The sequence below is a fragment of the Kocuria rhizosphaericola genome, from assembly GCF_044462205.1.
GTDB classification, from domain to species: domain Bacteria; phylum Actinomycetota; class Actinomycetes; order Actinomycetales; family Micrococcaceae; genus Kocuria; species Kocuria rhizosphaericola.
In genome coordinates, this window is the sequence record NZ_JBISWK010000099.1 from 1 (window position 1) to 11,673 (window position 11,673).

General features: G+C 66.6%; 11 protein-coding genes. 3 read left to right on the forward strand and 8 right to left on the reverse strand.

Annotation, left to right across the window (positions count from 1 at the left end; translation table 11 throughout):
* Positions 1 to 20 precede the first annotated feature (20 nt).
* Positions 21 to 860, reverse strand: a complete 840-nt coding sequence (locus tag ACH9D2_RS10270; RefSeq protein WP_396361908.1) for an IS5 family transposase — start codon at positions 858 to 860, stop codon at positions 21 to 23.
* A 248-nt stretch (positions 861 to 1,108) separates the two neighbouring features.
* Positions 1,109 to 1,396, reverse strand: a complete 288-nt coding sequence (locus ACH9D2_RS10275) for a hypothetical protein (RefSeq protein ID WP_396362736.1) — start codon at positions 1,394 to 1,396, stop codon at positions 1,109 to 1,111.
* 595 nt (positions 1,397 to 1,991) lie between these two features.
* Here ACH9D2_RS10275 and ACH9D2_RS10280 point away from each other — a divergent pair.
* Positions 1,992 to 2,420: a hypothetical protein gene (locus tag ACH9D2_RS10280; protein WP_396362737.1), complete on the forward strand. Its 429-nt coding sequence runs from the start codon at positions 1,992 to 1,994 to the stop codon at positions 2,418 to 2,420.
* 241 nt (positions 2,421 to 2,661) lie between these two features.
* On the opposite strand, the gene ACH9D2_RS10285 is transcribed toward ACH9D2_RS10280, so the two are convergent.
* The 6 genes from ACH9D2_RS10285 to ACH9D2_RS10310 form a co-directional block, all read right to left on the reverse strand.
* Entirely contained in the window at positions 2,662 to 3,129 is a 468-nt protein-coding gene (locus ACH9D2_RS10285; RefSeq protein ID WP_396362738.1) for a ribose-5-phosphate isomerase, read from the reverse strand.
* The gene (locus ACH9D2_RS10290; RefSeq protein WP_396362739.1) at positions 3,126 to 4,874 is read right to left on the reverse strand and encodes a dihydroxyacetone kinase family protein; all 1,749 of its coding nucleotides are present in this window, start codon (positions 4,872 to 4,874) and stop codon (positions 3,126 to 3,128) included. The genes ACH9D2_RS10285 and ACH9D2_RS10290 overlap by 4 nt, the downstream gene beginning before the upstream one ends.
* A gap of 180 nt (positions 4,875 to 5,054) precedes the next feature.
* The gene (locus ACH9D2_RS10295) at positions 5,055 to 6,326 is read right to left on the reverse strand and encodes a TRAP transporter large permease subunit (protein WP_396362740.1); all 1,272 of its coding nucleotides are present in this window, start codon (positions 6,324 to 6,326) and stop codon (positions 5,055 to 5,057) included.
* Entirely contained in the window at positions 6,319 to 6,906 is a 588-nt protein-coding gene (locus ACH9D2_RS10300; protein ID WP_396362741.1) for a TRAP transporter small permease subunit, read from the reverse strand. The genes ACH9D2_RS10295 and ACH9D2_RS10300 overlap by 8 nt, the downstream gene beginning before the upstream one ends.
* Before the next feature lie 4 nt (positions 6,907 to 6,910).
* A complete protein-coding gene (locus tag ACH9D2_RS10305; protein WP_396362742.1) occupies positions 6,911 to 7,951 on the reverse strand; it encodes a TRAP transporter substrate-binding protein in 1,041 nt (346 codons plus the stop codon).
* A 616-nt stretch (positions 7,952 to 8,567) separates the two neighbouring features.
* Entirely contained in the window at positions 8,568 to 9,227 is a 660-nt protein-coding gene (locus tag ACH9D2_RS10310; protein WP_396362743.1) for an FCD domain-containing protein, read from the reverse strand.
* 522 nt (positions 9,228 to 9,749) lie between these two features.
* Between ACH9D2_RS10310 and ACH9D2_RS10315 the strand changes: the two genes are divergently transcribed.
* Positions 9,750 to 10,613 carry a thiamine pyrophosphate-dependent enzyme gene (locus ACH9D2_RS10315; RefSeq protein WP_396362744.1) on the forward strand — a complete coding sequence of 288 codons (864 nt, stop codon included), beginning with the start codon at positions 9,750 to 9,752 and terminating at the stop codon, positions 10,611 to 10,613.
* Positions 10,610 to 11,638 (forward strand): transketolase C-terminal domain-containing protein, encoded by a 1,029-nt coding sequence (locus ACH9D2_RS10320; protein WP_396362745.1) that lies wholly within the window; start codon positions 10,610 to 10,612, stop codon positions 11,636 to 11,638. The genes ACH9D2_RS10315 and ACH9D2_RS10320 overlap by 4 nt, the downstream gene beginning before the upstream one ends.
* Positions 11,639 to 11,673: the final 35 nt, after the last annotated feature.

The following is an 11,673-nucleotide window of genomic DNA, read 5'->3' on the forward strand; positions in this document are numbered from 1 at the left end:
TTAGAGGTTCCGCCGATAGGTCATGGTCGTCGGGTTGGGCGGGTGTCCCAGCGTTGGGTGGTCCAGGCCTCGCGGAGGAGGCGTCGGGTGATGATGATGGCGTTGGCCAGTCCGATGAACGCCTCGATGACGCGGGTGCGGCGCTCGGTGCATATCGCCAGCTTCTTGAAGCCGCGGTTGTGCCAGGCATTGGTCCGTTCCACCACCCAGCGGGCGGTGTTCTGGAACGGGGCCGGGACGCCCTTGGTCGCGATCCGGCCCTCGCAGCCGAGCTCCTCCAACAGCTCCCGGGTGGGCCTGGAGTCGTAGCCGGCGTCCAGATGCACCGTGATCCGCTCGGGCAGCTCGAAGCCGAACCGGGACAGCGTCTCCAACGTGGGGCGCAGCAACGGGGAGTCGTGGCGGTTGGCCGGGGCCACGACGGTCCCGAGCGGGATCCCGGCACCGTCGGTGAGCACCGAGCGTTTCGTACCCTGTTTCCCGCGGTCCACCGGGGATCTTCCGGCGGTCTCGCCACCGCACGGGGCCTTGGTGATGCACCCGTCCACCGCCAAATTCCCCAGCTCGAGCCCGACCATCTTGTCGTAGGCGTGAAGGCAGGACTGTTCAAGGGCGGTGAAGATCTCCGCGGCGGTCCACTCGTCGCGTCGGCGTCTGATGGTAGTGGCCGAGCAGGTGGTGTCGGCGATCTTCTCGTAGGCAGCCCCGAGGACGAGGACCTGCACGAGCTTGTCGAACACCACCCGGTCCGGGATGCGTGGCCGGTGGCAACCCAACGGATGCTCGTCCGCCACAGGCGGGATCAGCACCTGGAACTGGTCCCCGATGGGCTCGATGATGCACGATGGAACGGCAGGCACGAGTGCTCCTGGTCAACACAATGATTCTCAACAAATCCGTGTTTACCAGGCCTCGTGCCTGTCTCATGCCGCCGTCCCACCACGCCTATCGGCGGAACCTCTTAGACAAGCCACACCCCACCCGGAGGCTCTCCTCACGTCAACACCCCCTGCTACCAACGTCCTGGCTGGGTACATCTAGGCGCCCGGCGTCCACCCCCGCGGACAAACCACGGAAACCGCCGGACCCCGTCTCGCAAGGGGCGATGTCACCGGCTGGAGGCTGTCACCAAATGCGGGGCGGCCGGGGCGCTGCTGATCTCGGGCTGCCCGTCGCCGGGGTGATTGGTGTTGTCCCCCTGCGGGTCCTGCGGTTCGGGGGTCCGGGTGGAGCTCAGATCCACGGTGACCGCCGCGTCCGGGAAGAGAGTGCGGGCCCGGGCGGTCATCCGGTGCAGTTCCCGCCGGTCTCCGGGGATCGGGGCCCCGGTGACGTCCAGGGTCACGGTATGGGCAGAGCGGTCGATGCGGACGATGACGGAGATGGTGCGGCTCATGGCCGAGACCTTTCCTAGCAGGGCCGCCCGAGGACGCCGGCTGTGTGATCCCCCCGGGGGGAGGTACCCCCACGGTAGGGCAGGCAGATGTGCAACCCCCTGGTATCTGCGCCGGTCACCGACCCGTTGGGCTTCGCCGTGGCCCCCGACAGGCCCGGCAGGGAAAAATCCGGCCACGACACGACCCTCGTCGACCAGCCTCCCGGGTGCTCCCCGCTGGGCCAGGCCAACCATGACGAGAAACCACCCCGTCGCTAACGCACGCTTTTCAACCCTCGTTGACGCCACGAGCTTCTACGGGCGGACCTACCCGGATTCGGGTACACCCCGGTCGGTGCGGAACCATCCGGGCCGCACCCGGATGTCCCAACGAGACAGGACAGACACACTGTATCGTCGTGCAGACACAAATCGGCCTGCGGTTCCACCGGAACTCATGGTTTGGGATGCTGGAAAGATCAGATTGTCCCATGCACCCGGTGCACGTGATCTGGGTCGACGCCTTCAGGAGCCCCCTCCTCCTGACCCTGCCACCCGCGCTCTGTGATCTCCGGGCGAAGGAACGGGCACAGGTCTGAAACGAGGGAGACCCGCGATGAACTCCAAACACGACGTGCAACGACTCCAGCCACAGGAGGCCGAAGAGCCCTTGCCACCGGCTCGGCAACGGTTCCTACAACGACGACACTCCGTGGACTGCCTCGGTGTTCACCGGGCCTGGAACCTCCAGCCCGGGGACTACTTCCACGGACGCACCATAGCCTCCGTGCGCGGGGTGGTGGGGTTAGCCTTCAGCCCGGTCGTGGTCCTGTCGTTCACCGGCAAGGATCCTGAGCACACCGCCCAGACCCGGATTGCGGCCGCCCACCCCGACATGGACGTCGGCTGTGACGACGTCTGGCGGGCCGCCCGCGCCTGGGTCCGAGACCACGGCTTGCACGAGGGGGACGCCGTGGACTTGGACCGGCTCCGAACCGAGGTCCTGGACGCCGCAAATCGAGTCGAACCACAGAACACGACCTAGGTATTCAGCCCAGAAACGCCCAAATAGGAACCCACACGGCAACGCCGTCCGCCCGCTAATCGGCCATATGTAAAGCGAGCCGAATCGCTCTTGCACCCGCGGTCCAGAGCCCCATCGGCAACCGTTCGGTCGACCCTGTGATTGCGGTTCGCCCCGATCCCAGGGCACAGGACGCCAAGGGTGAAGCCCCCGGGTCTAATGGAGGCAAACCAGTGCCTTCATCGAATCTGGAACGATTCGGTCAGCAGTTTTCGTAGCCGGTGATGGCATCGACCTTGGCCGCCGAGGCGCTGGTGGGATCGAAGGCGTAGCCGATCCATTCTTTGGCCAGGCGCCGGGCCAGCTCCAGGCCGATGACCCGCTGGCCCATGCACAGCACTTGAGCGTTGTTGCTGAGGATTGCGCGTTCCACCGAGTAGGAGTCGTGGGCGGTCACGGCCCGGATGCCGGGGACCTTGTTCGCCGAGATCGCCACCCCTAGGCCGGTGCCGCAGATGAGCAGCGCCCGGTCGGCCTCCCCGGCCGCGACCTTCCGGGCCGCCTCGACGGCCACGTGCGGGTAGTCGGTGTTCTCGGTCTTCGAGACCCCGACGTCGACCACGCTCTCGACCCGGTCGTCGGCCTCGAGGTCCTGGCGCAGGGCCTCCTTGTAGTCGAACCCGGCGTCGTCGCCGCCGATCACGATCCGCAATTTCTTGTTCTCGCTCATCGTTTGGTCTCTTCCTTCACTGCGTGGTTCGTGAACACTTCGGCATCCTGGCCAAGGGCGGTCAGGATCAGTGCCATGGAGGTCGCACCGGCGTCCGGGGTGCCCAGGCTCTTCTCGGCCAGGGGCCGGGCACGGCCCACCTTGGGCGTCAGCTCTGCCGTTGCCGCCGCCTGACGGGTGGCGGTCTCGGCGGCGGCACGCCAGGCGTCCAGTGGCCCTGTGGCCTGCTGGAGGGAGGAGCGCAGTTCGTCGGTGAACGGCACCAGTGCATCCAGCAGGGTTTTGTCCCCCACCGAGGCGCCGCCGAGGTCTTGGATGGCGCGGGTGAAGTTGCCGGTTGCCTGCACGAGGTCCTGCCGGTCGAAGGCATCTGTTTCGTCGGACAGGGTGCGGCCGGCGGCTTCCAGCGCGGCTCCCCACAGGACTCCGGAGGTTCCGCCGGCGCGGGCGGCCCACGCTCGTCCCGCGGTGCGCAGCAGCCATCCGGCTCCGGCCGCACCGTGCACTTCCTCGGCGGCGTTCAGGGCGGCGGTTGCGCCCTTGACCATGCCCCGGCCGTGGTCACCGTCGCCGGCTATGGCGTCGATGTCGCCCAGCTCGCTTTCATGGTTTTTGAGCGTGCCGTGGACCGTGCGCAGCCCTGCCAAAACGTTCTCGGCGAGCTCTTTCGAAGCACGGCCGGCGGTGGGCACCTGCTGAGGATCCACGGCACCTGGCGCAGCGGTGTCCTCGGTGGAGGAGATGAGGCCCTGGAGGGGCACCTGTTGCTTGCGGTAGGCCGGGGTATAGGCGTCGGCCGTCCAGTAGGTCTCGAGCTCGTCGGTGAGCCAGAAGAGGGTCAGGGAGCATCCGCCCATGTCCAGGCTGGTGACGAGTTCGCCGACTTCGGGGTCGATGATGTGGTAGCCGCGTTCGCGCAGCAGGGGGGCGATCGCTCCCCACAGGAGGAACAGCTCCTCGTACTTGGTGGTGCCCAGTCCGTTGAGGATGACGCCGATACGGTCTCCCCCATTGCTCGGAGCGTGCTCGAGCACGGAGGTGACGAGGGTCTGTGCCAACTCGTGGGCGGTGGGCAGTGGTTCGTCCCGGATGCCGGGCTCACCGTGGATGCCCAGACCCAGCCCCAGGTGCCCCTCCGGCACGGTGAACAGCGGCTCGTGGGCTCCTGGCATGGTGCATCCGCTGAAGGCCACGCCCAGGGTGCGGGTGGCGTCGTTGGCGGCGTGGCCCACCCGTTCGACCTCGTTGAGGTCCAGGCCTGCTGCCGCGGCTGCGCCCATGGCCTTGAACACGGTGAAGTCCCCGGCGATGCCCCGGCGCTGGTGCTCTTCTGCGGCCGAGGCGATGTCGTCGGTGATCACCACGATCCGGGTGCCGATTCCTTCGTCGTTGAGCTGACGGGCGGCGAGGCCGAAGTTCATGTTGTCGCCGGCGTAGTTGCCGAAGGTGAGGATCACTCCCCTGCCCTGGTCGGAGGCTTTGGCGACCGAGTACACCTGGGCTGCCGAGGGTGAGGTGAAGATGTTCCCCACCACTGCCCCGGTCGCGAAGCCGGGCCCCACCAGACCGGCGAAGGCCGGGTAGTGACCGGAGCCTCCTCCGACGACCACCGCCACCTGCGGGTCCCCTGAGCGCAGCGCAACCACTCCACCCGGCACCTCCCGGAGACGATCGGCGTAGAGGTCCACGAATCCGGCGAGCTGGTCGTCGCTGAATTCGCTGGGATCGTTGAAGATCTTGGTCATCACAAGGCACTTTTCGCGTTAGGGGTCATCGTTGCTTCAACATCTCCGGTGGTACTGATGCGCGGGTCTCGGAAAGCCCATGAGCCAGCCGTGCGTTGAGGATCGGCGTCGCAGTCACCACCGCGCCCTGGCAGTACGTCCGCCGAGCATCGGCGGACCGTATCAACAGGGTTGTCGCGCTTATCTGCCGAGGCTCGTCAGGGCAGGAATGAAGGTGACGGCGAGAAGACAGAGCACCGATACCGCGTAGAAGGGGACCAGGGCCTTCACCGTCTGCTCGATCGGGATCTTCCCGATCGAGGTCGAGATGTACAGGGTGGTGCCCACCGGTGGTGTGAACAGGCCGATCCCGAGGTTGAGGATCATGATCAGACCGAGCTGGATCGGGTCGAGCCCGATCGCCGTGGAGATCGGCAGCAGCACCGGGGTGAGCAGCAGAATGGCCGGCGACATGTCCAGGAACGCGCCCACGACCAGCAGCAGCAGGTTGATCATGAGAAGGATGACGATGGGCGAGGCCACGTTCGCCAGCACGTTCTGCGCAAGCAGCTGCGGCGCCTGCTGGACCGTCAGGAACCAGCTGAGCGCTTCGGACATCATGATCAGCAGCATGACCACGCCGGTCGCGGCGGCCGTGTTGATCAAGGAGTGGATGATCCCCTTCAAGGAGATATCGCGGTACATCAGTCGGATCAACAGCGCGTACACCGCGGAGAGCACAGCCACTTCGGTCACCGTCGCGATACCGCCGAGCAGGACCACGCGGATCATGATGATCGGCATCAAAATGGCCGGCAGCGCGAGGAACACATCCTTCAGAAGGTTCTTCTTGGTGAACTTCATCTTGATGCGGGGAAAGCCCTGCTTGACGGCCACCGCCCAGCAGACGATGAAGTAGGCGGTGGCCAGCAGCAAACCGGGAATCAGGCCGGAGAGGAAGATCGCTGCGACCGAGACGCCGGAGGTGGCGGCGAACAGGATCATCGGAATGGACGGCGGGAGAATGACGCCGATGACCGAGGAGGACGCGTTGACCGCTGCGCTGAAGGGGGCGGGATAGCCGACCTTCTTGCTCCAGGGGATCAGGACCGAGCCGAGGCCCGACGCGTCGGCCACTGCCGAGCCCGACACGCCGGAGAACACGACCGAGGTGGCCACGCTGGCATGGCCCACGCCGCCGCGGAACCGGCCGATCACCTTGGTGGCCAGACCGATCACGGTTTGGCCCAGCTTCCCGCTGGCCAGCAGGTCGGCCGTGAGGATGAAGAAGGGTATCGCCAGGAACAGGAAGTTCGAGGCCGGTGCGAAGGACTGCTGGGCCACGATCTGCAGCGGAGCAGTGCCCACCAGGGCGATGCCGGCCAGGGTGGAGAGCAGGAGAGCGAAGGACACCGGGATGCTGAGCAGCAGCAGCACGAGGAACAGGGCGATCGCTACGACGACCTCAAACATTGACGATTCCCTTCGGATGCGGGACGTTGCCCCGGAAGGCCGCAAAGAGGCGCGCGGCGGACTGCACCGTCAGACTGACGGCCATGTAGATGTAGGCGCCGAAGCTGATCATCATGGGCAGTCCGAGGATGGGCGAGCTCTGCCCCATGTACGGGCGGATCATCAGCGTGGAGATGTAGACGAGGAATCCCAGGGTCAGGGTCGACACCGCCCACACGAAGATGTCCAGGTAGCGGCGTTTGCGGTCGGCCAGCTTGTTGGCGAAGTAGTCCACCGCCAGGTGCCCGCTGCGTCCCATCGCGGCGACCACCCCGCCGGCGATCAGCCACGGGAAGGCGAACGCCGGGATCTCGACGGCGAATCCCAGGCTGGTGTTGAACGCGAACCGGAGGATGACGGCGACCAGGAGCAGGACGCCGATCACCACGAAGGCGAGGATGGACACCACCCCGCCCAGGTAGGTGGCCCACAGGTTGATCCTGTCCGTCACGAGGGTGAACGGGTTGGGTTGGGCGATGGGCTGCGGGTTGTCCGGATCGAAGTCCGCTTCCGCCTCTTCAAGGTCGGGTTGTTGTGTCATCGGGTCAGCCCTGGAAATCCGCTCGGGTGGCGTCGGCCTCGTCGACGATCTGCTCGACGAACTCGGGGTAGTCGGCGGACCACTTGTCGTACACCCCGGTCGTCGCCTCCCGGAACGGGGCCAGCTCGGGCGTGGTGATCTCCATGCTGTCCTCGAGCTCCGTGCGCAGTTCCTCGGTCTGCTCCTCCATCAGGTCACGCTGCATGTCGCGGGCCTCGTCGGCAGCCGTCTGCACGGCTTCCTGCTGTTCCGCAGACAGGGAATCCCAGGCGGTCGTGCTGATGATCAGCGGGGTCACTTCGTACTTGTGCCCGGTCAGGGCGAGGTGGTCCTGGACCTCGTGAAGTGCGTTCGCGTGGATGTTCGGGATCGGGTTCTCCTGCCCGTCCACAGCCCCCTGCTGGAGGGCCAGGTACAGCTCGTTGAAGGCCATCGGCGTCGGGTTCGCGTCCAGGGCGTTGAAGATGTCGATGGTCATCGGGTCTTCAGGAGTGCGGATCTTCAGACCGGCCACGTCCTCGGGAGTGTTGATCGCAGTGTCACCGGTGGTGATGTGACGAATGCCGTTGTCCCACCACGCGAGAACCTTGAATCCCTCCTCCTCCGCCTTGGCGGCGATCTCGTCCCCGATGGGGCCGTCAACGACGGTGTGAGCGTGCTTCGAGGACTCGAAGAGGAACGGAAGCCCGAACAGCGCCACTTCGGGAACGCTGGTGGACACCACTCCTTGCGAATTGGCGGTCATGTCCAGGGTGCCGGACGCCAGGGAGACCATCATCTCGGCGTCCGAGCCGAGCTGCTCCGCGCCCTGGACCTGGACCGTCACGGCGGATTCAGTGTTCTCGGCCACCTGCTCGGCGAAGAACGTGGCGGCCTCGGACCGGGGGTTGGTCGGGCTGGCGCCGTGGCCGAGCAGAAGCTGCTTGCTGGCGCCCTCCTCCCCGCCTCCGCAGCCTGCCAGGGACAGGCCGGCAACGACGGCGATCGCGAGGACGCCGGAACGGACACGTCGCTTGGCGCTGGGTCGCGCTGTGTTCGGCTTCATGAGGGTAAACCTTCCCGTAGTTCGAGGAACGAAGTCTTGCCGTGGCATGGAGGGCGAGCGGCCCGGCGGCGGCGACATCTGTCACGGCGTTCAGGTGCCTACCCACGGTGTTCTGGGGTGGCGGCGGGAAGACCCGCACGGTGACCCCGGTTGCACTGTCCCCGACGGCCGAAGATCGACCGTGTGGAGCCTTTCCGCCCGTTGACTGTTAACAGTCAACGAAGCGTTTCGTGAAGTGTGACACGGGCCACGCTCAGGACGCAAGGGGTGTTTCCATCGCCTGACCAAATTGCCGATGGCACGTTGGGTCGAATCAGGGAAAAGGGCGCCCGGGCATGGCAGGTTGGCCCTGGGTGCTTCGTCGGTACTCGTGACGGCGGTCGTCGAGTCGTGTCCGCGCCGAGTACACAGGTGCGGGCATGGTCTCGTGCCAGGGGGAGGAACACTTCAGGACGACCGGCGAACCAGGTCGATGCCCCGGCAGGTCACGTCGCCTGAACCGGTCGATGTCCACGGTTCCGGCCATTTCGGCGTCGTGCTGGTTCCTCGGGAATCCCAGCTTGGGGCAGCCTCGTGGCTGAGGCGGCGGCTGGTGCTGTGCGTGCTGCGCGAGTGGTCAGGCGACCAGGTTGGTGGCGGCTTCGTCCATGTGGGTGAGCATGTAGTCAGCGGCTGTCGCGGCGTTTCCGGCGGCGACGACGTCGACGATGGCGGTGTGCCGGTCCACGCGCATGTTGCCAACCGCTCGTTCCATGCCGGCCCACATGAACGACATCCGGATGGAGCCCTCGAGAGCTTGCCAGGAGTGGAGGAGCATGGCGTTGCCGGTGAGCTGGCACAGGGTGCGGTGGAAGTTCAGGTCGGCCTCGATGCGCTCCTCCAGTGTGTGGTCCACGGCCTCCTCCATGGCGCGCACCGCCTCACGCAGCGTGGCGACGGCCGCATCACGATGCTCCGCTTGACTCAGTGTGCGGACCGCCAGGGACTCGAGGGCGGCGCGGACGGCGAAGATGTCGAGGATTTCCTTGGCGTCCAGACTGCGCACGGCCAGCCGGCCGCGGGCGCCGGCTGCGATGAGGCCTTCCTGCTGGAGCTGGCGCATGGCCTCGCGCAGGGTGCCTCTACTGATCTGCAGCTGCTCGGACAGTTCCGTCTCCACCAGATGAGTGCCCGGGGGCAGCTCGCCGGTGGTGATGGCGCGGCGCAGCGCTGTCAGAGCCTGTTGGCGCAGATTCACCTTGGCCAGTCCGGCCAGGGCCGCTGTCTGAGTGGTCATCGGGGCCGTCCTTCATGAGCTCGGGAGGGGGAAAGGCTGCAGTAGTAGGTCTCTGGCGCGAGGGGCGCTTGCCACCCCCTGCAGGGATCGTGGCGCAGGAAGGCTCGACGCCTTGCGCGCCTCCTCAGCGCCCGCCCCACCGGCCGGCACCCGAAGAAATGCCTCTGGGCTGAGCCGACTATGCCTTGATCATACGTGCCGGTTAACCGTTGACGGTGTGCTGTCGCCAGTACAGCAGTCGACTGTCGTGCCGGGGCACCGGCTCCGGCATCCGAACCTAGGGAGTCCGATCGCTTGCAGCAAAGAACGTGACGTGCTTCACTGTTAACAGTCAACCATCAACATAAGACGTTGTTCTCATTCCCAGTAGCGATGTCGGCGGTTGAGCAGCACCCGGAGCGACAGGGGCCGATCCGGGTGAAAAGGCCCCGTCGGTGCTGAACGGCACCGCGGACGCAGGTCCTTGCAATCCCCTCGCACCCATCACTCGCCCCACACCCCACATCACTCGAGGTGAAGCTCATGACAACAACCACCGAACCGACTCCGGTCGAGGCCGAACGTCTCCAGCGGATCAAGGAGGCGGCCTTCCGCATCCGGACCAACGCACTGATCCAGGGCGAGGTGCAGGGGCAGGGCTACATCGGTCAGGCCCTGGACATCGCCGATGTGCTGGCGGTGCTCTACGCCGACCAGCTGAATCTGCGCCCGGAGGACCCGGAGTGGGAGGGCCGGGACCGGTGCCTGCTCTCGATCGGCCACTACGCCATCGCCCTCTACGCGGCGCTGGCCGAGGCGAAGTTCCTGCCGCTGGAGGAGCTGGAGACCTACGCGACCGACGACTCCCGGCTGCCGATGTCGGCGATGGCCTCCTACACCCCCGGGGTGGAGATCTCCGGGGGGTCCCTGGGCCACGGTCTGGTCGTCGCCAACGGCGTCGCCCTGGGGCTCAAGCGCAAGAACAACCCGGCGTTCGTCTACAACATCCTCTCCGACGGGGAGCTCAACGAGGGCTCCACCTGGGAGGCCGCCGCGGTGGCCGCCCACCACGAGCTCGACAACCTGATCGCGATCGTGGACTTCAACGACCAGCAGGCCGACGGCAAAAGCCAGGACATGCTGGGCATGGAGCCGATCGGGGGCAAGTTCGAGTCCTTCGGCTGGATCACCCGCCGGGTCGACGGCAACGACGTCGCCGCCGTGCTCACCGCCCTGGAAGAACTGCGGAGCATCGAGGCGAACCAACCGCGGTGCCTGATCGCCAACACCAAGCTCGGCAAGGGCGTGGACTTCCTGGAGAACCGCGAGAAGCTGCACTTCATGACCGTCGCCGCCGACGAATGGCAGACCGCCCACGACCGACTGAAGGAGTCGTCCCAGGCATGAACACCACCCCGAACACCCCGCAGAAGAAGAGACTGACCTCCGACGCGATGAGCGCCTCCCTCGCCAAGGAGGGACAGCGGACCACCGCGGCCCCCTTGGGTCACGCCCTGGTGGAGCTGGCCGAGCGCGACGAGCGGATCGTGGGCCTGTCGGCGGATCTGGCCAAGTACACCGACCTGCACATCCTGCGCGACGCGATGCCCGACCGGTTCTACCAGGTCGGCATGGCCGAGCAGGCCCTGCTCGGGGCCGCCGCCGGTCTGGCCATGGAGGGCTTCGTGCCCTTCGCCTCCACGTACTCCGTCTTCGCCACCCGCAGGGCCTACGACTTCCTGTGCCTGGACATCGCCGAGGCGAACCTGAACGTGAACATGGTCTGCGCCCTGCCCGGGCTCACCACCGGCTACGGGCCCTCCCACCAGGCCACCGAGGACGTGGCGATCCTGCGCGGGATGCCCAACCTCACGATCGTGGACCCCTGCGACGCGGTGGACATCGAGCAGGCGGTAACGCAGCTCGCCGCCCACGACGGGCCCACCTACATGCGCATCCTGCGCGGGAAGGTGCCGCGGGTGCTCGACGAGTACGACTACACCTTCGAGCTCGGCAAGGCCAAGCTCATCCGTGACGGGGCCGAGGTCCTGCTGATCTCCACCGGACTGATGACCGAGCGCGCCCTGGAGGCCGCCAAGGCCCTGGAGGCCGACAAGGTGGACGTGGCGGTGCTGCACGTGCCCACCCTCAAGCCCCTGGACGAGGCCACCATCCTGGCCGAGCTCGCCAAGGACCGGCTGGTGCTCACGTGTGAGAACCACACCGTCATCGGAGGGCTCTTCGACGCCGTCGCCCACACGGCCGTCCGCGACGGGGTGCTACGCCAGATCACCCCGATCGGGCTGCCCGATGAGTTCCTCGACGCCGGGGCCCTGCCCACCCTCAACGACCGCTACGGGGTCTCCACGGCCAAGATCGCCGAGAAGGTCCGGTCCCTGCTCCACCCCCGCCACACCGAACGCGTGGACTGAGCACAGCGGGACGAAGCACAGCGCAGCGGTGAGGG

Bases quoted from the DNA above. Each gene is read 5' to 3' on its own strand.
- ACH9D2_RS10275 (WP_396362736.1), bottom strand. From the start codon at position 1,396: ATGAGCCGCACCATCTCCGTCATCGTCCGCATCGACCGCTCTGCCCAT.
- ACH9D2_RS10280 (WP_396362737.1), top strand. From the start codon at position 1,992: ATGAACTCCAAACACGACGTGCAACGACTCCAGCCACAGGAGGCCGAA.
- ACH9D2_RS10285 (WP_396362738.1), bottom strand. From the start codon at position 3,129: ATGAGCGAGAACAAGAAATTGCGGATCGTGATCGGCGGCGACGACGCC.
- ACH9D2_RS10290 (WP_396362739.1), bottom strand. From the start codon at position 4,874: ATGACCAAGATCTTCAACGATCCCAGCGAATTCAGCGACGACCAGCTC.
- ACH9D2_RS10295 (WP_396362740.1), bottom strand. From the start codon at position 6,326: ATGTTTGAGGTCGTCGTAGCGATCGCCCTGTTCCTCGTGCTGCTGCTG.
- ACH9D2_RS10300 (WP_396362741.1), bottom strand. From the start codon at position 6,906: ATGACACAACAACCCGACCTTGAAGAGGCGGAAGCGGACTTCGATCCG.
- ACH9D2_RS10305 (WP_396362742.1), bottom strand. From the start codon at position 7,951: ATGAAGCCGAACACAGCGCGACCCAGCGCCAAGCGACGTGTCCGTTCC.
- ACH9D2_RS10310 (WP_396362743.1), bottom strand. From the start codon at position 9,227: ATGACCACTCAGACAGCGGCCCTGGCCGGACTGGCCAAGGTGAATCTG.
- ACH9D2_RS10315 (WP_396362744.1), top strand. From the start codon at position 9,750: ATGACAACAACCACCGAACCGACTCCGGTCGAGGCCGAACGTCTCCAG.
- ACH9D2_RS10320 (WP_396362745.1), top strand. From the start codon at position 10,610: ATGAACACCACCCCGAACACCCCGCAGAAGAAGAGACTGACCTCCGAC.